Annotated in this window: 22 protein-coding genes; 18 read left to right on the top strand and 4 right to left on the bottom strand. The window is 40.3% G+C overall.

Features of this window, described 5'->3' with window-relative positions; translation table 11 throughout:
• Window positions 1-13: 13 nt before the first annotated feature.
• From murG to AB4027_RS08070, 10 genes are all read left to right on the top strand, one after another.
• The gene (gene murG / locus AB4027_RS08115; RefSeq protein WP_368644962.1) at window positions 14-1150 is read left to right on the top strand and encodes an undecaprenyldiphospho-muramoylpentapeptide beta-N-acetylglucosaminyltransferase; all 1137 of its coding nucleotides are present in this window, start codon (window positions 14-16) and stop codon (window positions 1148-1150) included.
• 11 nt (window positions 1151-1161) lie between these two features.
• Window positions 1162-1968 carry a cell division protein FtsQ/DivIB gene (locus tag AB4027_RS08110; RefSeq protein ID WP_368644961.1) on the top strand — a complete coding sequence of 269 codons (807 nt, stop codon included), beginning with the start codon at window positions 1162-1164 and terminating at the stop codon, window positions 1966-1968.
• A 223-nt stretch (window positions 1969-2191) separates the two neighbouring features.
• Window positions 2192-3502, top strand: a complete 1311-nt coding sequence (ftsA, locus tag AB4027_RS08105; protein WP_368644960.1) for a cell division protein FtsA — start codon at window positions 2192-2194, stop codon at window positions 3500-3502.
• A gap of 32 nt (window positions 3503-3534) precedes the next feature.
• The gene (gene ftsZ, locus AB4027_RS08100; RefSeq protein WP_368644959.1) at window positions 3535-4755 is read left to right on the top strand and encodes a cell division protein FtsZ; all 1221 of its coding nucleotides are present in this window, start codon (window positions 3535-3537) and stop codon (window positions 4753-4755) included.
• 23 nt (window positions 4756-4778) lie between these two features.
• Window positions 4779-5243, top strand: coding sequence for a cell division protein SepF (locus AB4027_RS08095; RefSeq protein WP_368644958.1), 465 nt, complete (start codon window positions 4779-4781; stop codon window positions 5241-5243).
• 25 nt (window positions 5244-5268) lie between these two features.
• A complete protein-coding gene (locus AB4027_RS08090; RefSeq protein ID WP_368644957.1) occupies window positions 5269-5559 on the top strand; it encodes a YggT family protein in 291 nt (96 codons plus the stop codon).
• 17 nt (window positions 5560-5576) lie between these two features.
• Entirely contained in the window at window positions 5577-6362 is a 786-nt protein-coding gene (locus AB4027_RS08085; RefSeq protein WP_368644956.1) for an RNA-binding protein, read from the top strand.
• Between the two features lie 75 nt (window positions 6363-6437).
• A complete protein-coding gene (locus AB4027_RS08080; RefSeq protein ID WP_368644955.1) occupies window positions 6438-7097 on the top strand; it encodes a DivIVA domain-containing protein in 660 nt (219 codons plus the stop codon).
• A 266-nt stretch (window positions 7098-7363) separates the two neighbouring features.
• The gene (ileS, locus tag AB4027_RS08075) at window positions 7364-10144 is read left to right on the top strand and encodes an isoleucine--tRNA ligase (RefSeq protein ID WP_368644954.1); all 2781 of its coding nucleotides are present in this window, start codon (window positions 7364-7366) and stop codon (window positions 10142-10144) included.
• A gap of 179 nt (window positions 10145-10323) precedes the next feature.
• Window positions 10324-10524, top strand: coding sequence for a cold-shock protein (locus AB4027_RS08070; RefSeq protein WP_091489098.1), 201 nt, complete (start codon window positions 10324-10326; stop codon window positions 10522-10524).
• 52 nt (window positions 10525-10576) lie between these two features.
• Here AB4027_RS08070 and AB4027_RS08065 read toward each other — a convergent pair whose 3' ends face one another.
• From AB4027_RS08065 to AB4027_RS08055, 3 genes are all read right to left on the bottom strand, one after another.
• The gene (locus AB4027_RS08065) at window positions 10577-10819 is read right to left on the bottom strand and encodes a GlsB/YeaQ/YmgE family stress response membrane protein (protein ID WP_368644953.1); all 243 of its coding nucleotides are present in this window, start codon (window positions 10817-10819) and stop codon (window positions 10577-10579) included.
• Window positions 10820-10906: 87 nt separating this feature from the next.
• Window positions 10907-12118, bottom strand: a complete 1212-nt coding sequence (locus AB4027_RS08060; protein ID WP_368644952.1) for a toxic anion resistance protein — start codon at window positions 12116-12118, stop codon at window positions 10907-10909.
• Between the two features lie 47 nt (window positions 12119-12165).
• Window positions 12166-12882 (bottom strand): 5-bromo-4-chloroindolyl phosphate hydrolysis family protein, encoded by a 717-nt coding sequence (locus AB4027_RS08055; protein WP_368644951.1) that lies wholly within the window; start codon window positions 12880-12882, stop codon window positions 12166-12168.
• A 172-nt stretch (window positions 12883-13054) separates the two neighbouring features.
• Between AB4027_RS08055 and AB4027_RS08050 the strand changes: the two genes are divergently transcribed.
• The 7 genes from AB4027_RS08050 (at window position 13055) to rpsD (ending at window position 18090) form a co-directional block, all read left to right on the top strand.
• On the top strand, window positions 13055-13615 hold the full coding sequence (locus tag AB4027_RS08050) for an NUDIX hydrolase (RefSeq protein ID WP_368644950.1): 561 nt from the start codon (window positions 13055-13057) through the stop codon (window positions 13613-13615).
• A gap of 2 nt (window positions 13616-13617) precedes the next feature.
• The gene (locus AB4027_RS08045; RefSeq protein ID WP_368644949.1) at window positions 13618-13863 is read left to right on the top strand and encodes a hypothetical protein; all 246 of its coding nucleotides are present in this window, start codon (window positions 13618-13620) and stop codon (window positions 13861-13863) included.
• A 19-nt stretch (window positions 13864-13882) separates the two neighbouring features.
• Window positions 13883-14575, top strand: a complete 693-nt coding sequence (locus AB4027_RS08040) for a 5'-methylthioadenosine/adenosylhomocysteine nucleosidase (RefSeq protein ID WP_368644948.1) — start codon at window positions 13883-13885, stop codon at window positions 14573-14575.
• Between the two features lie 116 nt (window positions 14576-14691).
• Window positions 14692-15327: a DUF1054 family protein gene (locus AB4027_RS08035; protein WP_368644947.1), complete on the top strand. Its 636-nt coding sequence runs from the start codon at window positions 14692-14694 to the stop codon at window positions 15325-15327.
• Window positions 15324-15881, top strand: coding sequence for a sugar O-acetyltransferase (locus tag AB4027_RS08030; protein ID WP_368644946.1), 558 nt, complete (start codon window positions 15324-15326; stop codon window positions 15879-15881). Before AB4027_RS08035 ends, AB4027_RS08030 begins: the two co-directional genes overlap by 4 nt.
• A gap of 167 nt (window positions 15882-16048) precedes the next feature.
• Entirely contained in the window at window positions 16049-17176 is a 1128-nt protein-coding gene (locus AB4027_RS08025) for a hypothetical protein (RefSeq protein ID WP_368644945.1), read from the top strand.
• Window positions 17177-17484: 308 nt separating this feature from the next.
• Window positions 17485-18090, top strand: coding sequence for a 30S ribosomal protein S4 (gene rpsD, locus AB4027_RS08020; RefSeq protein WP_091489117.1), 606 nt, complete (start codon window positions 17485-17487; stop codon window positions 18088-18090).
• Window positions 18091-18542: 452 nt separating this feature from the next.
• On the opposite strand, the gene AB4027_RS08015 is transcribed toward rpsD, so the two are convergent.
• Entirely contained in the window at window positions 18543-19007 is a 465-nt protein-coding gene (locus AB4027_RS08015) for a GAF domain-containing protein (protein WP_091486143.1), read from the bottom strand.
• Between the two features lie 128 nt (window positions 19008-19135).
• On the opposite strand from AB4027_RS08015, the gene AB4027_RS08010 reads away from it, so the two are divergent.
• A complete protein-coding gene (locus AB4027_RS08010) occupies window positions 19136-20857 on the top strand; it encodes a septation ring formation regulator EzrA (RefSeq protein ID WP_091486141.1) in 1722 nt (573 codons plus the stop codon).
• Window positions 20858-20982 lie beyond the last annotated feature (125 nt).

Genomic DNA, 20982 nt, shown 5'->3' with positions numbered 1-20982 from the left:
TAGTGCGTAAATAATGAAAATATTAGTAACAGGTGGAGGCACGGGCGGACATATCTATCCTGCCCTAGCGTTGATGAACAGGATGAAAGAACTCGATGACCACGCTGAATTTTTATATGTCGGAACCCATCGCGGACTTGAAAGTTCGATCGTTCCCGAGAAAGGCTATGCATTCGAGCCCCTTAAAGTAGAAGGTTTTAAACGCGATATCAGCTTTAAAGGGTTGATGTACAATATGAATACCGTGAAGCTGTTTCTTTCCTCTATATCTAAAGCAAAAAAAATAGTACGTCAATTTGATCCGGATGTTGTGATCGGTACGGGTGGGTACGTTAGTGCACCTGTTTGTTATGCAGCCGCTAAATTAAATGTCCCCACGCTGATCCATGAACAGAACAGCGTTGTAGGCTTAACAAATAAGTTTCTCGCCAGACATGTCTCTGCGATCGCCATATGCTTTGAGGAAGCCCGCGAACAGTTCGGATCCAATCAGGATAAGGTCGTCTATACCGGCAATCCTCGTGCCCAGGAAGTAGCTGGGTTTGTTAAAACGGATATCCTGAAAGAATACAGTCTTGATCCGGATAAACCGACGGTGCTGATTTTCGGAGGAAGCAGAGGCGCATTCAAGATAAATGAAACGATCGTCGACAGCGGGACAGATCTAACCAAGAAATCGTATCAGACGCTCTTTATAACCGGTAAGCATCATTATGCTTCTATAATGGAGAAATGGAATAAGTCAACGACTGTGTCTGAGGAAGATTCTAAGAACGTAAAAATCGTTCCCTATATCAACGAGCTGCCTGAAGTGTTTGCTTCGGTTTCGCTTGTGGTCTCCAGAAGCGGGGCAACAACACTTGCTGAACTCACTGCTCTAGGCATCCCGAGCGTCCTTATCCCGAGTCCCAATGTAACTGAAGATCATCAGACAAAGAATGCACAAAGCCTTGTGGACAAGGGAGCTGCATTGATGCTTGAAGAATCAGATCTGAATGGAGAGAAACTGATTGAAAAAATCGACCTTCTAATGGCTGACAAGCTTAAGCGAGAAGAAATGAGTCGGGCTGCAAAAGGATTAGGTAAACCCAATGCTTCAGACCTCATTATCGATACGATTTTGAAACTTTTGAAAATCAAGAAAGTTTAGGAGAAAATGCCATGAGCAAACAAGAGGAGAATTTCACTAAAAATGAAAAGAAGGTATCCGTGCCTGAATCCTCGGTCGTTTATCTAAAGAAGGATAGGAGAAGACTGCTCAAGTATGGAATAGTCGTTACTTTATTTTTGGCTGCAGGTCTTCTGTCGTACTATTTTGTCAGTCCATATCGTCTAGTAGAAGAGGTTTCGGTTACTGGGACAGATGAAGTATATGATCAGACTGTCCTTGATTCGAGCGGTTTGAGCTCTGGACAATCGATCTGGGAAAACTATCTGAATAGAGGCAAGATAGAAGAGCAGATCGTTGAATCCAATCCACAGGTCAAAAAAGCAGAGCTGACCCTCACTGGCATGCAAGCTCTCACAATTACGATCGAAGAGCACCAGGCAGTAGCCTATTTAGCCAGTGACAATACGTACAGAAAAATACTGGAAAACGGTGTTATTCTGGATGAAACAGTCCCTCGTATCAATTCTGGTCAGCCTATACTCAATGATTTTGAGGAAGGCAGAGCTTTAAACCAGGTTCTTGATGAATATGAAAAGATAGATGAAGAGGTAAAAGAATTGATTTCCGAAATAGACTATCTGAATGATGAACGTAATAGCCTGCTCTTACGAGTCTTCATGAACGACGGGAATGAAGTGCTGGTCAATGCACCGAATTTTTCGGAGCGGTTGAATTACTATGAGGAAATGAAAAATACGGTCGATGATGTGAAGGGTTTATTCGATTTGGAAGCGGGAGCATATTTTATACCTTTTTCAGATGAAGAAGAATCAGAAGAAATTGAAGATTTTGAATAAAAGCAAGAGTGAAGAGCGGATTTCACTCTTGCTTTTTTCGCGAATGCCGGATATTTTTGAATGTTACACAAAAGTAATCGAAAAATACTGATAAATCAGCAAACACTCTTCATAATAGCTGTCATTTTATGGTAAAATGAATTGGAGTAATAACTTTAAAATAAATATAATCTTTAAAAGATAGTTGAACAGTAAGATTTTTGAGATAGGAGGTTTCAATAAATTGAAAAATGGTGTGTATACAAGTTTAGATATTGGAACCACTTCAATTAAAGTCATTGTTTCTGAAGTTCTAAATGGTCAGATGAATGTTATTGGAGTTGGAAGTGAACGAACCAGCGGGATGAGTAAAGGCTTGATCATTGATATTGACGAGACCGCTCAGTCGATCAAAAAAGCTGTCGATCAAGCTCAAGAAAAAGCGGGTGTGAAAATCGATGCGCTGATCGTAGGCGTACCTGCTTTAAACATCGAGATCAATCCGTTTCACGTCAGTGTCGATGTCTCGAGTGCCAATCAGGAAGTCGATGATGAGGTCATCGAGAAAATGGTCAAACAGATCCGCGAGAAAAAAGTTGCTTCAGATCAGACACTCTTGTCTGTAATGATCGAAGAATTTATTGTGGACGGCTTTGACGGCATCAAAGATCCGAGAAAAATGGTCGGAGATCAAGTTGAATGTTACGGCACTGCGTTGAGTGTTTCAAAAACTGTGCTGCACAATATCAAAAAAAGTGTAAACAATGCAGGCTATGCAGTTGAAGACCTGATTTTCCAGCCTAAGGCGATGTCAGAGCTGATAATGACTGAAGATGAAAGACGATTTGGCACGATCCAGATCGATTTAGGCGGCGGACAGTCCACTGTATCGGCCGTTCATGATCAACAGGTGAAGTTTTCCAGCATAATCAAAGAGGGTGGAGCGAATATAACTAAAGATATATCGGTCGTCTTGAATACCTCGTTAAAAAATGCGGAAAAAATCAAAAGGGAAGTTGGCTATAGCTTTATTGATGATGAGGCGCTGGAAAATGATCAGTCTATCTCCGTTGATGTGGTAGGTCAGGATCAAACCGTTCAGGTCAAAGAGTCTTATATAGCTGAGATCATTGAAGCCAGAGTCGCTCAGATCTTTGAACAGATCAAGGCGGAACTGGATGAGATCGGCGCTTTGGAGCTCCCCGGAGGAATTATTTTGACAGGCGGGACTTCAGCGATTCCCAAAATAGAGGAGTTAGCAGAAGAGATCTTCAATGTACACGTAAAAAAATATGTCCCTGATTTTATGGGCGTGCGTTATCCGTCGTTTACGAATGCGATCGCACTGGTCCATTACAAGGCGATTATGGATGATATCCATAGCGTGATGAATCATTATGTCTTGTTCGACAAGGAGAAACCTTCTCAGAACATCGTCAAGAAACAGGATACGAGTCCGGTACAGGCGATTTCAAAACCGACTAAAAACAGTAACGAAAACAGCGAAACGTTTTTAGATAAAATAAAGAATTTCTTAGCACATTTCTTTGATTAAAACATATATTTTCTACAGGAGGATAAAACAGTATGGATTTAGAATTTGATTCTTTTGCTGCAAATGGAGCAAAAATAAAAGTGATCGGCGTTGGCGGAGCAGGTGGTAATGCTGTCAATCGCATGATCGAAGACGGTGTACAGGGTGTTGAATTTATCGTGGCAAATACAGACCTTCAAGCTCTGGACATGATGAGTGCGGAAACTAAAATTCAACTCGGACCTAAATTGACGCGTGGACTAGGTGCCGGTGCCAATCCGGAAGTTGGAAGAAAATCTGCTGAAGAAAGTGAAGAAGCATTGGCTGAAGCGCTGAGCGGAGCAGACATGGTCTTTGTCACCGCCGGCATGGGCGGAGGTACGGGTACAGGTGCCGCCGGGATCGTTGCACGTATCGCCAAGGAACAAGGTGCTTTAACAGTCGGTGTGATCACGCGACCATTCACGTTCGAAGGACCTAAAAAAGGCCGCTTTGCTGCAGAAGGAATTGCTTCGATGCGTGAACACGTAGACACCTTAGTCACGATCTCCAACAATCGACTGCTTGAAATCGTAGACAAGAAAACACCGATGATGGAAGCATTCAGAGAAGCCGATAATGTACTGAGACAAGGCGTTCAAGGTATCTCTGATCTGATTACCAATCCTGGCTATGTCAACCTGGACTTTGCTGATGTCAAGACAGTCATGGAGAATCAGGGATCAGCACTAATGGGGATCGGGACAGCTACTGGAGAAAATAGAACTGCAGAAGCGACTAAAAAAGCGATCTCTTCACCACTGCTTGAAGTCTCTCTTGACGGAGCAGAAAATGTGCTGTTGAATATTACAGGCGGATCTGACTTGACATTGTTTGAAGCGCAGGATGCTTCTGATATCGTATCAGCTGCAGCAACCAATGAAGTCAATATCATTTTTGGTACATCAGTCAACGAAGAACTGGGTGACGAAGTGGTCGTCACTGTTATCGCTACAGGCATAGATCCTGAAAAACGAGGCTCTCAGGCCAAGCAGTCAAAACAGAAAGCATCAGGACAGACACCAGCTGCCGCTCAGGAAAAAGATCCTTTCGGTAATTGGGATATTCGCAAAGAACCAAATCTAAGAGACCGTCACAACGCTGATTTAGATGAAAAGGCTGAAAGCAGATCAGAATCTTCTAAAAATCTCTTCGATCGTGAAGATTCAGCAGAAGACAAGTCTAACGAAGATGAAATGGATACACCGCCTTTCTTTAGAAGAAGACGTAAATAATCCATTTGAAAGGAAGAGTATAAATGAGTTTGAAGGATAAATTCAATGATTATTTTTCTCTGAATGATACCGATGATGATATGGATTATGAAACACCAGTCGCACCAGTGAAAAAAGAGAATAAAAAGTCATCAGCTCCTTTACCAGCGGAAAATAAAAAAGTTAGCTATAAAGGATCCAATCAGAATATAGTAGCGATCAATCAGCAGCAGGCTATAAAGAAACCTAGAATCAAAGTGGTTGAACCTCGTTTATACTCAGAAGTTCAATCGATCGCCGATGTTTTGCTGAACAATCAATCTGTTATCCTGAATTTCAGAAGGATGGAGAAAGAACAGGCCAAGAAGATGCTGGATTTTCTGATGGGGACGACTTATGCCATCAAAGGAGATATTCAGCGTTTGGGTGAGGAGATATTCATCTGTACACCACAGTCGTTTGAAGTCGATGGATCCGAACTGCAGGCGTTAAAAAATACTGATTTTTAATTAGAATGGAGTCCCAAAAGTTACTATGTTAGTACAAATATTATCAGCAGTCTATAGATTGGTCATGCAAGGGATCGATCTTTATAGGATTGCACTCGTTGTTTATTTCCTGCTGTCCTGGATGCCAGGCGGCTATCAGTCGAAGCTGGGTCAATTTCTTATCCGTATCTGTGAACCCTACGTTGGGGTGTTCCGTCAATTCGTTCCGCCTATCGGCATGATCAGCTTAGCCGGAATCGTGGCATTTTTTGCCTTGAACTTTATCGAGTACGGTGTGACTGCTGTATTTCAGCTTATTTTCAATCTCTTGATTTAAGATTGGATGATGAATGAATGGAAGAACTATACCAGCACTTTAGAGAAGACGAAAAATACTTTATCGATCAGGTAATGGACTGGGTCCAGCAGGTGGAATTTCAGTATTCTCCCTATCTCACTCCCTTTTTAGATCCAAGGGAACAGTATATCGTGGAAGCGATCATAGGTCAGCACAGTGAAGTAAAGGCTGAGGCCTTTGGCGGGTATGAAACAGCTGAAAGAAAAAGGCTGTTTCTATCACCTTCCTATTTCGATCCTAAACAGGAGGATTATGAAATCAAAATCACCGAGATCCGGTACCCTAAAAAGTTTGCCGAATTGTCTCATGGAAAGATTTTAGGCACACTTATGGGGACAGGCATCAAGCGGGAAATGATCGGTGATATTATCTCAGATGGAGAAGACTGGCAGTTTTTTGCAGATGCGTCTATCATGCAGTACCTGCTCACGTCCTTGACTAAAATCGACAATATCACTGTACAGCTCGAAGAAGTTCCGTATACGGCTATCCTTATGCCTAAAGACTCCTGGGACGAGCGACTTGAAATCGTTTCTTCATTAAGGCTTGACGTTGTATTGGCAGGTGTCTTCAATGTGTCCAGACAAAAGTCAAAGGAACTTATCTCTTCAAACAAAGTCAAAGTAAACTGGAATGAGACAGAAAGACCGGATATCATTTTAGATATACATGATGTCGTCTCTATCCGAGGATATGGCCGGATACGAATAGAAGCGATAGAAGGAAAAACAAAAAAAGAGAAAATCAGGCTTAAACTAGGTGTGCTTGATCGGAACAGATAAATCGTAAGTTTTAAATGATATTTGAATCAGGAATCAATAGATCTTGGAATAAAATAATTATGGAGGTGTCATTCCATGGCGTTAACACCAATGGATATACATAACAAAGAGTTTCCAGTGAGAATGAGAGGATATGACCAGGATGAAGTCAACGACTATCTTGATCAGATCATCAAAGAGTATGAAATGCTTTTAAAACAGAAAAAAGAGACAGAGAAAAAGTTGGATCTGGCAGAAGAAAAACTGGCTAATTATGATCAGATGCATGATTCTTTGAATAAATCGATCCTTGTAGCTCAGGAAGCGGCGGACAGATTAAAACTCAATGCTGAAAAAGAAGCTGAAATGATTGCAAAAGAAGCAAATACAGAAGCGTCTAACCTGAAACATGATGCTGAAAACAATGCAGATGAGCTATTGAAAGATGCAGTGAATAAAGCACGCAAAATCGAACAGGAAACAGAAGAGCTTAGAAAACAGAGCAGAATCTTTAGACAAAGGCTTCAATTAATGATAGAATCTCAATTGGAGTTAGTAAAAAAAGAAGAGTGGGATGATATTTTACAGCCACCCGCTTCAGAACAGCCTGAAATAGAAACAATCAAAGAAGTGAAAAAAGAACTGGATGAAAAAGACGGCGAAGAAACTGCAGATCTAAAACATGACTCTGAACCTTCAGTGTCCGTGGAAGAAGAATATGAAGAAGGCATGACGCCGGCAGTTGAACTTCCATAACAGAATAAATAAAAGAATCTTGAACCACCTTTTTTAGTGAAAGCTTTACAGAGAGTCAAATAATGCTGAGATTTTGACAAGTGGAAACTTTGATCGATCATTCAAGTTAACGGATAATGAATAAAGTAGTTATTCGCGCTTTCCCGCGTTAAAGGACTGAGGAAAAGTTAATAAACTTTTCAAACTAAGGTGGTACCACGAAGATTTCGTCCTTCCGGATGGGATCTTTTTTTTGCATCAAAAAATTTAAAATCGAGGGTGATGAAATGGAAATGAAAGAAACCTTGAATTTGCTTAAAACGAAGTTTCCAATGCGGGCAAATTTACCAAATAAAGAACCAGAAAGACAACAGGAATGGAAAGAACAGGATATTTACGGCCAGAGACAGGAACTGAACAAAGACAAACCTTCTTTTATCCTGCATGACGGACCTCCTTATGCGAATGGAAATATCCATATCGGTCATGCGTTGAATAAAATTTCAAAAGATATTATTGTCAGATACAAGTCTATGTCAGGTTTCCGTTCACCATATGTACCAGGATGGGATACACACGGACTACCTATTGAACAGGCCCTTACAAATACAGGGGTGGACAGAAAATCAATGTCTGTGGCGGAGTTCAGAAAACTCTGTGAAGACTATGCCTGGAAGCAGATCAATAAACAGCGTGATGACTTTAAACGCTTAGGTGTGGCCGGGGAATGGGACAATCCTTATGTGACGCTAACGAAAGATTATGAAGCGGAACAGATCCGTGTATTCGGAAAAATGGCAGAAAAAGGTTATATCTACAGAGGATTGAAACCTATATACTGGTCTCCTTCAAGTGAATCTGCACTGGCTGAAGCGGAAATCGAATATCATGATGTACGTTCTCCAAATATCTATGTAGCCTTTAATGTCAACGATGGCAAGTCTGTCCTTGACAATGACACATCTTTCGTAATCTGGACGACGACACCGTGGACACTGCCGGCTAACTTAGCTATTGCTGTAAAACCCGATGCCACTTACGGTGTCTATAAAGCGGACGGTAGAAAATTCGTCGTTGCAGCTGAGCTTGCAGATAAAGTAGCTGAAACGCTGGAGTGGAACGAGGTAAAACTGGTAAAAGAAATTCCTGGTAAAGACCTGGAAGGCATCACGGCCAGTCATCCATTCTATGACAGAGACTCACTGCTGATCTTGGGAGACCACGTTACATTGGAAGATGGTACGGGCTTAGTCCACACTGCTCCCGGACATGGTGAAGATGACTATATCGTCTGTCAGAACTACGATCTGCCAGTCCTTTCGCCAGTTGACGGAAAAGGATTGTTTACAGATGAAGCGCCTGGATTAGAGGGAATCTTCTATGATAAAGCAAATAAGACGATCACTGAATGGCTGGATGAAAATAATGCGCTATTGAAACTCGATTTCTTCACGCATAGTTATCCGCATGACTGGCGTACTAAAAAACCGGTCATCTTCAGAGCGACACCACAATGGTTTGCTTCGATCAAAGATTTCAGGCAAGATATTCTTGAAGCTGTCGAAGAGGTAGACTGGTTGCAGCCTTGGGGCATGCAGCGTATCTATAACATGGTCAGAGATCGTGGCGACTGGGTCATATCGCGACAACGTGCCTGGGGAGTCCCACTGCCTATTTTCTATGGTGAAAACGGCGAACCGATCATTACGCCAGAATTAACTGAACATGTTGCTGAATTGTTTGCGGAACATGGGTCTAATGTCTGGTTTGAAAGAGAAGCTAAAGACCTTCTGCCTGAAGGATTTGAGCATCCGTCCAGTCCTAACGGCCAGTTTGAAAAAGAGACCGACATCATGGATGTCTGGTTTGATTCTGGATCATCCCACCATGCAGTGCTTCGTCAGCGGGATAATCTGGAATTTCCGGCGGATATGTATCTGGAAGGGTCCGACCAGTACCGAGGATGGTTCAACTCCAGTCTAACGACTTCAGTAGCCATAAACGGGGTACCACCGTACAAATCAGTCTTGTCACAAGGCATGGTCCTGGATGGTGCCGGCAAGAAAATGAGTAAATCCATCGGGAATGTCATTGATCCAAACAAGGTGATCAAACAGATGGGTGCCGATTTGATCCGGTTATGGGTGTCGAGTGTCGATACGCAAGCGGATGTCAGAGTAAGTATGGATATCCTGAAACAAGTATCAGAAGTCTATAGAAAAATCAGAAACACGATCCGATTCCTGATTCAAAATACAGAGGACTTTGATTTCAATAAAGATGGCATTGCCTACGAAGACTTAAGACCTGTAGACCAGTATCTAATGAATAAACTCAATCTAACTGTTGAACATGTGATCGACGGTTACGAACGTTACAATTTCTCAGATATCTTTAAAGAAATCAATCATTTCCTGACCCTGGACGTCTCTAATTTCTATGCAAACTTTGCAAAAGATATCCTTTATATCGATGCACCGGAAGCGTATGACAGACGAGCAATGCAGACTGTCTTTTATCATATCGTTAGAGATCTGACTAAACTGCTTACTCCGATCCTGCCTCATACAGCTGAAGAAATCTGGAGCTATCTTGAAGAAGAGGAAAGCTATGTTCAGTTAGCCGAATTCCCGGAAGTTAAAGAATATGACAACTCAAAAGAACTTCTGGATCAGTGGAGCCGATTCATGTCGCTGCGGGATAACGTATTGAAAGCAAACGAAGTAGCACGTGAAAATAAAATCATCGGTAAAGATTTTGAAGCAAAAACGACGATTTATGCATCACAGTCTGTGAAAAATCTGCTGGATAGCCTGAATAGTGATATCAGACAAATACTGATCGCTTCTGAAATCAACATTAAAGATTTAGAAGAGAAACCTGAAGACGAACGCATTTTAGATTTTGAAAATGTATCGATCCTTGTAGAAAGAATGCAGGGAGACGTATGTACACGCTGCCGTATAACAACTGAAGACAGCATCAAGCTTTCTGAAGATGAATACCTGTGCCAGCGTTGTCATGATATTTGTGAAGAACATTATCCTGAAGTGTTGAACAACAATTAAACTGTAGTGGAACATTTCCTGTTGAATTAACAGGAAATGTTCTTTTTTTATGCATTAATGTATTGAAATAAAACGGTTTCTTTTGTATAATTTGATTGTGATAGAAAGTGAAAAAGACGATATAATACATTTGTATCATGTTTCATGTCTGTTGCAATATATTTTTGGGAGGATATACAATGGTTGAAGGTACAGTAAAGTGGTTTAATGCAGAAAAAGGTTTCGGTTTTATTGAAGTTGAAGGACAGGAAGATGTCTTTGTTCATTTCAGCGCAATCAACAGCGAAGGCTACAAGTCATTAGATGACGGCCAGGCAGTAGAATTTGAAATCGTTGACGGCGAAAGAGGCCCTCAAGCTGCAAACGTAAATAAAATATAAAAGAAAAAGACTTCCTCAAAACGAGGAAGTCTTTTTTAGTAATTGGAAAAGATTATAAACGGCTGGCAATCAGGTCATACAAGAATACGATCAGGATCGCGCCGACGATAGCTGGTATAATATAAAAATTAGCTATTTCCGGACCCCACTGGAACAAAGCATGTCCTGCCCATGCACCGATGAAACCTATAATAATGTTACCAATAATACCGCCTGGAACATCGGTACCAACAATAGCCTGGCCGATTGCACCAATGATGCCTCCAACTATAAGTGACCAAATAAATCCTAACATACTTATCTCTCCTCTTTCTTTATTATGATCTTACAAATAAAGTATAGGACACTGTCACATTTTGTTCAAATATTTTGACTTATTGATTTACTGATTATTGGTATCACTAGGTTCAGTGAGTTTGAGCAACTGATCTCTCAAGCGGCTTTCCAGTTGGGTAAGCTGCACTTCAGCCTCTTTACGTTTTGAACGTCCTTCTTTTTGTATGTTCAAGGTTTCTTCCAGCGTTTCCACTAAATCTGACTGTGTCTTTTCAAGCGTTTCGATATCGATAATACTGCGTTCGTTTTCTCTTGCTGTTTCGATAGAAGACTGTTTGAGCATTTCAGAATTTTTCGTCAAGAGATCATTGGTGGTCTCAGACACTTGTCTCTGTGCTGTGACAGCTTCTTTTTGTCGAAGAAGAGTCAAAGCCACCACGATCTGATTTTTCCATAAAGGAATAGCTGTGTTGATCGAAGTCTGTATTTTCTCGGATAAAGCCTGATTCGTGTTCTGGATAAGACGAATCTGCGGTGCCTGCTGAATAGTCATCTGACGTGCTGTTTTCAAGTCATACACACGTTTATCCAGACGATTTTGAAATTGGTTCAAGTCATTGACTTTTTGAACGTCCATCTGATTATTGCTGGTCTCAGCATGTTCAATGGCTTTTGGGATGATCTCGTTCTGCAGTTCTTCCATCTTGACTTCGCCGGCAGCAATATACACATTCAGCGCTTCAAAGTAATCGTAGTTATTGTCGTACAGTTCTTCAAGCATTTCGTTGTCTTTTAAAAGCAGTTCTCGCTCTTTATCGAGCTTGACGGCTATCTTATCGACCTGGGCACCGATCTTCTGATACTTGGCTGTGGTTTCGTAGATCGACCGATTGATTTTTCTGAATATTTTTTTGAAGAGATTCTTGTTCTCAGCCTTCAGTTCATTTGGGTCGGCTTCATTCAAGCGGAACATCAAATCGTTAAGTGTTTCTCCAATATGATTGGTTTCCTGATTCTGAACATGATTTAAAACACTGTGAGAAAATTCGCCCAATTTCTGCTGCGCCTGAGCACCATAATTGAGTAGTGAATCTGTGTCTGATATATCGATCTGTTTAGCCAGCTCATAGGCCTGGTTCCTGCGCTGTTCGCTGAGTGTATCGATGACTTTTTTTGATTCAGTCTTTTTTACCAAAGGCTGTTTTGTTTTTTTTGATTCATTGATCCCGGACTGTTCAGAGCCGAAGGGGTCGGCCAGTAAATCATCGATTTCTGCAGATTTTTGAGTATCAAACTGATTTTCATGATTAGTTGACATAGTTTGCACCTCTTATAAGTAGTCTGTTGGATAAGCTGATCGTCACTTTATATCGTTTTATCGAATATCTGGTCATCTGATTTGTCTTTATTGAACGTACGTTTTGCTAATTCTACTTCCACTGACATATCCTGAATATCATCTGCTTTAAATTTTACATAATCTTCAGCAATCAGTTCACACATCTTGTCAATTGTATTTGCTGACTTTTCAAGAATATCGTAGGTGGTTTTGCTTTTAGCTTTATGCCCTTCGATTTCGACATATTTTTCAGATAGATCTGCCAGTGAAGGGAGATGGACGTAAAGAAATTTATCGACATCATGCAGTCTGTTTGGCTCCTGCGTGATGTTTTTAAATAATTCCTTGGCCAGTGAGACAGTATTGTTGCGGTGTTCGATCGCTCTCAGTTTTCCGGATCGCTGCATATTCTGTTCAATAGTGATGATCTGTTGTTGAGCCTGAAACATTGTGCGTCTGAAATAATCGATATCTTCTTTCGATAATCCTTTTGAAGAATAGAATTCTTCCTTTTCTTTAGTCAGCCGGGGAAGCTTTTCTTTAGTCAGCCGGGGAAGCTTTTCTTTAGTATTTCCTCGAGAGTTTTTAGTCAAAACGTTTAACAGCAGTACACCGATCCCGATGCTCAATAAAAAGGAAATCAGGATATTGACTTCAAACCCCACCAGCAGTAAAAAGATGAACATGATTATAAATAAGATGAACGCGTAAGTTAAGTTTAAGCGTGTATTTGATTGTTTCATTTAAATCCTCCATTCCATTTAAGTGATAAATTTCTTCTACCCTAATAATATCATAAATGATGAATTTTTTTATATAAGACCTTAGATGGATTTATAAAGTTAAAATTCAAAACAGGATGAAAATCTTAAGTAAATAAGTTATGATAAAAAATATAACTAAGGAGATGACTTCATGGAGTTCTACGAAGAAACAATAAAGAGTACATCGATATACAAAGGAAATGTGACTGAATATATTGTCGAGGACGTGAAACTGCCAAACGGAGAAATGTCTCAGAGAGAGATCGTTCGTCATGACGGTGCTGCAGCTGTTCTGCCTTTTACCGAGGCAGGTGAACTGATATTAGTTAAACAGTACCGCAAGGCTATCGATCAGTTGAGTATTGAGATACCGGCTGGATTAAAGGATAAAACTGACGGCGACGGATTGGAGACCGCCAAACGCGAGCTGGAAGAAGAAACGGGTTATAACGCGAAAAACTGGAAATTCATCACGTCTTTTTACAGTACTCCGGGTTTCACTGATGAATTTTTAGAGATATATGAAGCCACTGGTTTATATCTGGCTGAGAATCCCTTGAGCCTGGATGAAGACGAGACGGTCGAAGTGGTTATCGCAACTTATGATGAAGCCTGGGAGTTTTATCATAAGGGTTTGCTGAGAGATTCGAAGACTGTTTTTGCCCTGTTTTACTGGAAAATGAAAAAATTAGAAAGAGAGCTAGGGAAATAATCATGTCATCAAGAATACAAAAGAAAGAAGAAGAAAAGATAAAAAAAAAAGAAAGAAAGAAAATAAGCAGGAAAAAAAGAAAAGAGAAGAAGAACAAAGAAAGGAAACTGAATAAAACGGGACGTACAGCTAAAAAGCGGTCAAAAGAAATGGACAGGTATCGACTGGTTGAAAAGCGTCTGAACCTGGCGATCATCATTGTCGCATTACTGCTGCTGATCGTTTTGTCCTATGTTTTCTTTATATAATAGACGAGGAAGGTATAATATGAAAATCGGTATCATTGCTGCTATGGAACAAGAAGCACGTGAAATCATCAGTAAACTAGAAAGTCCTAAGGAAACGACCAAAGCAAATCAGCATTTTTATGAAGGGAAAATCAATGATGTTCCGATCGTCCTTGTGCGATCCGGTATCGGGAAAGTCAATGCCGCCATTGCAGCGACATTATTGATCGAAGTGTATAAAGTGGAGGCTGTCATTAACACAGGATCTGCAGGTGGAATCGGAGACGGATTGACAGTGGAAGATCTGGTCATCTCAAGAGAGCTCTCATATAACGATGCAGATGCCCGGGCTTTTGGATATGATTTTGGTCAGATACCACAAATGCCCAGCAGATATACATCAGATCAGCCACTCGTGGAAGTTTTCAAGCAGGCCGCTCTAAAGAAGAACTGGACCATTAAAGAAGGACTAATCGTCACAGGGGATTCCTTTATCAGTGACCGTAAAAAAGTCGCGGAGATCCGGGAACAGTTTACTGATGTCCTGGTAACTGAAATGGAAGGCGCCGCGATAGCGCAAACCTGTTATCAGTTTGATATTCCATTTGTAGTTATTCGTGCTGTGTCTGATGTTTCTGACGAAGAAGCCTCACTCTCCTTTGATGAATTCATCGAGAAAGTTGGAAAAAAATCAGCAGAAACCGTACTGGAATTTATTTCTCTGGTAAACTAAGCAATTTAATAGATTTATAATAAGCAAGTATAATACAGGCAGGCTTTCGGTATCCTTTTGTCGAGAGTCTGTTCTTTTTTTGGTACAATAGCGAGTGAACTCAAGGAGGCAATAAGATGAAAAATTATTTTGAAAAATCAGATTTTGATTTGTTCGATATTAACGGACTGGACGAACGGATGCATGTCATCAGAGAATCTATCCAGCCAGTGTTCCAGCATTTCGGTGATACTTACATAGATCATGTAAATAAATACACCGGTTTTGAAGGAAGCTTTCATATAGCACAACATAGAAGACGCACAACAAACCCACCCGAATCAACTTGGAGCGCTCTAGGAGGCAATAAGCGCGGATATAAAAAATACCCGCATATCCAGATCGGTATCAATGAAGAGTATATTTTTATGTTTCTTTCGCTGATCGATAACCCCAAACATGAAAAACTGATGGCCCAGTATCTTTTATCTCATCCTGCGTTGTGGAATGATCTGCCCGAAGATTACTATGTCTCCGGAGATCATACCAAGACAGCCGTAAACAAAGCAGAAGAAGAGATGATCGAAAAAACGCTGCACCGCCTGGTCAAAGTTAAAAAAGGCGAGATCATGCTGGGACGTATCATCAGACCGGATAACGACGTGCTGGGGGATGGCGAAAAACAGGAAACATTCTTTAAAGAGACCTTGGATGTCCTCCTTCCTGTATATAAGGAATTACTGGATCTTTATCAAGAAGAGGAGAGAAAATGAAAACTGAAAAAGAAAAAATGACCGGCGGAGAAATGTACAGACCTGATGACCAGCAATTAGTAACAGAAAGAAGGGCTGCTCATCTGAAGGCGCAGGCATTTAACCGTGCGGAGACAGATCAGGAGAGACAGGAAATCATTAAAGAACTGTTCGGGAGTACAGGAGAAAACATCACAGTGGAACCGACTTTCAGAACGGACTATGGACAGAACATCCATGTAGGAGAAAATTTCTATGCCAATTTCAATTGTGTCTTTCTAGACGTCTGTCCGATCAGAATCGGAAAAAATGCGATGCTAGGACCCGGAGTCAGCTTAGTAACACCAGAGCATCCATTAGAAGCAGAAGCCCGGAATTCAGGCTATGAATTCGGTAGGCCGATAGTGATCGGAGACAACTGCTGGATCGGTACAAATGCAACCATCGTCGGTGGAGTGACACTTGGCGATAATGTGGTTGTGGCAGCCGGGGCTGTCGTAAAAAAATCATTTCCAGATAATGTTATTATCGGGGGGGTTCCGGCTGGAATCATCCGGACGATCGATAATGATTAGGGTATAAAGGGTCATAGATTCATTATTTAATGTTATGTACACGAGTTTTCTGCATATCTTTAGACATTTTTTGCTTGTTTAGATATGATGTAAGTATAGAACTCTTCTTAAACTGCTTTGAATAAATGGGCAGTTATGAAGAAAATAATGAATGGAAGGTGAAGCACATGAAAGAACTGTTTACATTTCCAACTGATGAACTTCTGCAAGAAAATGAGGTCGTAGTATCGATATCGCTTAACTCTGAATCAAACTCTTTTGAAACAGAAGCTAATCAGATTCAATTTCAAAATTTATTAAAAGAAGCTAAAGAGAAACTCTGTGAAAAATATGACGAAAAATATTGTGATTCATTACTTGAAAAAGTCGAAGGGCTTAGAACAAATACTGATTTCTGGAGAAAGGTGACGGATAGTGTAATCATCTATATTACTCCAGATGATGTGTATTACTATAGACTAAGTGTCCCTGTCCACAATGGAACAGTGGTATCTGACCAGGCTTATATTTTACCCCTGATTTCAAACTTTCAATACATCAGTTACTATCATTTACTGTGCCTGAATCATGATAAATTCAGATTGTTCAATGGTCGCGGTAATAAAGTTCAGGAAATTGAATTGCCTGAAGATGCACCAACGACATTGACTAAAGCATTGGGTGAAGAGCTGACAGGCGGCGCATTGAATGTTGCTGATTATGCTGGCGGTGCAGGAACAGGTATGTTCCACGGTCACAATGAGAAAAGCAACGAGGTGGAAATCGATCAGGTAAACTACTTCAGAGCAGTTGACAAATATATTTATGAGAATTTTTCTAAACCAACTGAACTCCCACTAGTACTGTTTGCTTTACCTGAAAATATTGCTGATTTTGAAAAAATATCCAAAAATGAATTTCTGGATGACACAAAAGTTGAAGCTTCACCAGCCCAACTTTCCGTCAACGACATACAGGATAAAACCAGTGAAGTCGTGAATGAAATCGTCAATAGACGCTACCAGAAACTGGTAGACCGTTACGAAGAAACCACACCGGAATTCAAGCTTGGTGCCCAGTATGCTGACTTGGCAATGGCGAGCATTCAAGGGAAAATCGATACACTACTACTGGAAGACCATTATCAGGTACATGGTCGTATCGATGAGAATGGACAATACCACGAAGGTACGGAAACGAATATTTACGTCAATCAGCTTGTCCACAACGTTTTGAAAACGAACGGTCAGGTATATGTACTGGAAACGGCCAGCATGCCATCAGATACAGGTATCGCTGCTCTGTTAAGATTCTAGGTCCAGACACTATTTGAATGATTAAAAAGAAACCTCTCAAAATCAGATACACTTCTGGTTTTGAGAGGTTCTTTAATTAGAAGACTATTGTGTGTTGACTAATCGGTTTAATACAGGTATACTAGAAGTTGTGTAAAATACCGCAGCAGAAAGTGGTAACCGCGTCAACAGTTTCTTGCCATGTTAGTTATGAGCTCAATTGTGTAACCAGCGGCTGCAAAGGTGAAGATTGAAAAGAAACTGCACGTATTACTGAGCTTTCACACGTTATTTTACTCCATATACTATAACAATGGAGGAATTTTATTATGTCAAGATATACAGGACCATCATGGAAAAAATCAAGACGTTTAGGTATTTCTTTAACAGGAACTGGTAAAGAAATCGCACGTCGTCCTTACGCACCTGGTCAACACGGACCTACAGCCCGTATCAAATTATCAGAATACGGACTACAATTAAAAGAAAAACAAAAATTACGTTTCATGTATGGATTAAATGAACGTCAATTCTTTAACTTGTTTACAGAAGCAGGTAAAATTCGTGAAGGAAAACACGGTGTCAACTTCATGATCTTACTTGAACAACGTCTGGACAACGTCGTTTACAGACTTGGTCTGGCAACAACTCGTCGTCAAGCACGTCAATTAGTAAACCACGGACACATCACTGTTAACGGTAAACGCGTTGATATCCCATCATTCCGCGTATCAGTTAATGATGTCGTTGGTGTTAGAGAAAAATCTAGAGACATGAAAATCATCAAAGAATCTGTCGAATCATTATTTGGTCGTCCGGACTTTATTTCATTCGATGATGAAAAATTAGAAGGAACACTTACACGTTTACCATTACGTGAAGAAATGCCTGCTGAAATCGAAGAAGCATTTATCGTTGAGTACTACAACAGATAATAAAAGACAAGATAATAATGAAAAGGCTGAGACATTCAAATGTCTCAGCCTTTTTTTGAGCCAGCAGGATAGCTAAACTAGTTTTATCATCTTAAAATAACTATCTTAATAAAGAAGAAGTCTTGTTTAGCAGGTTGGATTAGTGACTTGAATTTTTTTATGGAAGAATCAAGTTCAGCACATGATAAACGTCCTGAACTTAACTATTTTCTGAAAAAGTGGAGTACAGCACTTTTTGAACGGTCTGAACTCAACGATTCAGTGAAAAAGTGAAGTACAGCAATTTACGGACGTCCTGAACTCGACTATTCACTGAAAAAATGGAGGCAGAACCGATAATGGATATAAAAAGACCAAAAGAAATCTCTCTTTTACAGAAGATTCTTTCGGTCTTTTTATATTTTCATTTTTTCTAGTCAGATTACACGTAATAGTAAGAAACGACAGGTCATTTAGATATGCAGGTGCTGCAATAATACACTGACAAATTCTTCCAACATTAAACGGTCCTCTTCTGTGAAGCGGTTTTTAACCGGTGCATCCATATCCAAGACACCAATTTTCTTTCCGTCTTTTATCATAGGCACAACGATTTCAGACTGACTTGCCGCGTCACAGGCGATATGACCAGGGAAAAGGTGAACATCGTCGACGATAAGTGAACGCTGTTCTTTCAAAGCTGTTCCACAGACGCCGTCGCCTTCTTTGATCCTGATACAGGCTACTTTTCCCTGGAAGGGGCCAAGAATCAGTTCATTATCATTTTCATCCCACAGGTAAAAACCTGCCCAGTTGATATTTGAAAACTGTTCTGAGAGGAGTGCAGAGGCGTTACTCAGATTTGCGATCATATTTGTTTCGTCTGCTATAATGGCCGCCAGTTGTTTATTCAGCATGTATTTGATTTCGTTCGACATAAGTTAATCCTTTCTCTATTAAATTTATTTAATTTGCTTGCTAGTATAACATAATTCACTTAAGTTTGATATACTAGACAAAAGAGTGAGAATGCCATAAAAGGCAAAGATGTGTTGGAGGCGAAAGAATGACAGTTGAATTAATCATTACATTAAGTATTGTTATACTTGCTATATTGATCTATACCGTTACATATTTTATCAGAAAGAAACATTACGAGAGAATCGATGAGCTGGATCGCATAAAAAAAGAGTTGTATTCTAAAATGCCTTCGGACAAGATCCGGACTTTAGACAAAATGATGATTACAGGCCAGTCAAAAGAAGTCGCTGACAGTGTCATAGCTGACGTCAATATTATTGAGGGCAAGAATCTCCCGGCTGTCGAATCGCACTTGTTTGATGCTGAACAGGCAACGGACCGGTACCGTTTCAACCAGTCCACCAAAAGCGAACAGAAGGCTGAGGAATTACTGAAAGAGACTGAGGAAAATATCCTGCTCACCTCTGAAAAAATGGATGAACTTTTACAGAGAGAACAGGCAAATCTGCGAAAAATTGATTCGATCAAAAAACGTTATCATAAAGTAAGGAAAGAATTATTGGCGAAGAGCTTTACATTTGGTGAATCGATCAACAGCCTGGAAGATAGGTTGGGTGTAATGGAAAATCTCTTCACTTCGTTTTCTGATTTAACTGCTTCCGGTGACCATGAAGAAGCTAAAAAAGTGGTCAATCAGCTGGAATCCCGGTTGACAGAAATGGAAGCTATGATAGTTTCCATACCGGAACTCAACAGTAAGATCGAGAATGATTATGAGAAACAGCTTGAGGAAATTAAAGAAGGATACGAAAAGCTGATCGAACAGGATTATATTTTCCCAGAATCTTTTGATATTGAAGAACATATCAGTCAACTGTCAACTAAAATCGTCCAGTTGAAAGGTCTGCTTGCTCAACTTGAATTAGAAGAAATAGAATCTGAACAAGCCAATGTAGAACAGATTATTGATGAGCTGTATGATGCTATGGAAAAAGAAATCAATGCCAAGTACTCGCTTGAAAAACTTTTGAGAAAATTACCAAAGATCATTTATTACGTTACAAATCAGAGCAAGGAATTAAGTCTTGAGATCGATCGTATCGGACAGAGCTACCAGCTTTATCAGGGAGAACAGGAAACTTATGGTGAAATGAACAATGCGATGCAGGAACAGAAAAACGTAGTAGCAAGCCTGACCGAACAAATCGAAAAAAATAGTATCGCTTATTCAGATGCTGAAGAACTGCTGCTCCAAGCCTTTAGTCAACTGGAAAACCTCTCACATTCTTACGATACATTGTCAGAGAGTTTGTATGCTTACCGTGATAAAGAAAAAGAAATCAAAAAAGATTTGGAAGAGATGGAGCATGCGCTGAGAGAGATGAAGAGATATATTCAGGGAAAACACCTTCCTGGGCTGCCGGATGATTATCTTGACCTATTCTTTTACACAACGGATCATCTTGAACAGTTGTCAGTGGAATTAGCCAGACCAAGATTGGATCTAGAAGAAGTGACTCGTCTTCATGCCCTTAGTGATGAAGATATCGAGCATCTGGCAGATAAAACAGAAGAGACAGTAGACAATGCGTTACTTACTGAATTGACAAGTCAGCGTCTCTATCGATACAAAGAAGACTATCCTGGAGTCATGGAAACGATCAAGTACAGTGAAGCCTTGTTCCTGGATGAATATAACTATGAAACCTCACTTAAAATGGTGAGAGAGAAACTTGAATCGATAGAACCGGGGGCTTTTGAAGAAGTGAAGTCTCTTTATAAGAAAGAAATGTCAAACGCTCAATAATGACATACACAGACTCTTGGACCGTAGGATGTTTTACGGCTGAGAGTTTTTTTTTAGGTGTGTTTCGATAAGTGACGAATATAGCTTGAAGCTTGTAAGGATTTTGTTATAATATATAGAGTTTG

The organism is Alkalibacterium putridalgicola (assembly GCF_040959045.1).
In the GTDB taxonomy this organism is placed as follows: Bacteria; Bacillota; Bacilli; order Lactobacillales; family Carnobacteriaceae_A; genus Alkalibacterium; species Alkalibacterium putridalgicola.
The sequence above is the reverse complement of the archived record's forward strand: the minus strand, read 5'-3'. Positions and strand labels throughout refer to the sequence as shown.

Excerpts from the sequence above, each read along its gene's own strand:
- murG (WP_368644962.1), top strand. The coding sequence starts at position 14 with ATGAAAATATTAGTAACAGGTGGAGGCACGGGCGGACATATCTATCCT.
- AB4027_RS08110 (WP_368644961.1), top strand. The coding sequence starts at position 1,162 with ATGAGCAAACAAGAGGAGAATTTCACTAAAAATGAAAAGAAGGTATCC.
- ftsZ (WP_368644959.1), top strand. The coding sequence starts at position 3,535 with ATGGATTTAGAATTTGATTCTTTTGCTGCAAATGGAGCAAAAATAAAA.
- AB4027_RS08095 (WP_368644958.1), top strand. The coding sequence starts at position 4,779 with ATGAGTTTGAAGGATAAATTCAATGATTATTTTTCTCTGAATGATACC.
- AB4027_RS08090 (WP_368644957.1), top strand. The coding sequence starts at position 5,269 with ATGTTAGTACAAATATTATCAGCAGTCTATAGATTGGTCATGCAAGGG.
- AB4027_RS08085 (WP_368644956.1), top strand. The coding sequence starts at position 5,577 with ATGGAAGAACTATACCAGCACTTTAGAGAAGACGAAAAATACTTTATC.
- AB4027_RS08080 (WP_368644955.1), top strand. The coding sequence starts at position 6,438 with ATGGCGTTAACACCAATGGATATACATAACAAAGAGTTTCCAGTGAGA.
- ileS (WP_368644954.1), top strand. The coding sequence starts at position 7,364 with ATGGAAATGAAAGAAACCTTGAATTTGCTTAAAACGAAGTTTCCAATG.
- AB4027_RS08070 (WP_091489098.1), top strand. The coding sequence starts at position 10,324 with ATGGTTGAAGGTACAGTAAAGTGGTTTAATGCAGAAAAAGGTTTCGGT.
- AB4027_RS08065 (WP_368644953.1), bottom strand. The coding sequence starts at position 10,819 with ATGTTAGGATTTATTTGGTCACTTATAGTTGGAGGCATCATTGGTGCA.
- AB4027_RS08060 (WP_368644952.1), bottom strand. The coding sequence starts at position 12,118 with ATGTCAACTAATCATGAAAATCAGTTTGATACTCAAAAATCTGCAGAA.
- AB4027_RS08055 (WP_368644951.1), bottom strand. The coding sequence starts at position 12,882 with ATGAAACAATCAAATACACGCTTAAACTTAACTTACGCGTTCATCTTA.
- AB4027_RS08050 (WP_368644950.1), top strand. The coding sequence starts at position 13,055 with ATGGAGTTCTACGAAGAAACAATAAAGAGTACATCGATATACAAAGGA.
- AB4027_RS08045 (WP_368644949.1), top strand. The coding sequence starts at position 13,618 with ATGTCATCAAGAATACAAAAGAAAGAAGAAGAAAAGATAAAAAAAAAA.
- AB4027_RS08040 (WP_368644948.1), top strand. The coding sequence starts at position 13,883 with ATGAAAATCGGTATCATTGCTGCTATGGAACAAGAAGCACGTGAAATC.
- AB4027_RS08035 (WP_368644947.1), top strand. The coding sequence starts at position 14,692 with ATGAAAAATTATTTTGAAAAATCAGATTTTGATTTGTTCGATATTAAC.
- AB4027_RS08030 (WP_368644946.1), top strand. The coding sequence starts at position 15,324 with ATGAAAACTGAAAAAGAAAAAATGACCGGCGGAGAAATGTACAGACCT.
- AB4027_RS08025 (WP_368644945.1), top strand. The coding sequence starts at position 16,049 with ATGAAAGAACTGTTTACATTTCCAACTGATGAACTTCTGCAAGAAAAT.
- rpsD (WP_091489117.1), top strand. The coding sequence starts at position 17,485 with ATGTCAAGATATACAGGACCATCATGGAAAAAATCAAGACGTTTAGGT.
- AB4027_RS08015 (WP_091486143.1), bottom strand. The coding sequence starts at position 19,007 with ATGTCGAACGAAATCAAATACATGCTGAATAAACAACTGGCGGCCATT.
- AB4027_RS08010 (WP_091486141.1), top strand. The coding sequence starts at position 19,136 with ATGACAGTTGAATTAATCATTACATTAAGTATTGTTATACTTGCTATA.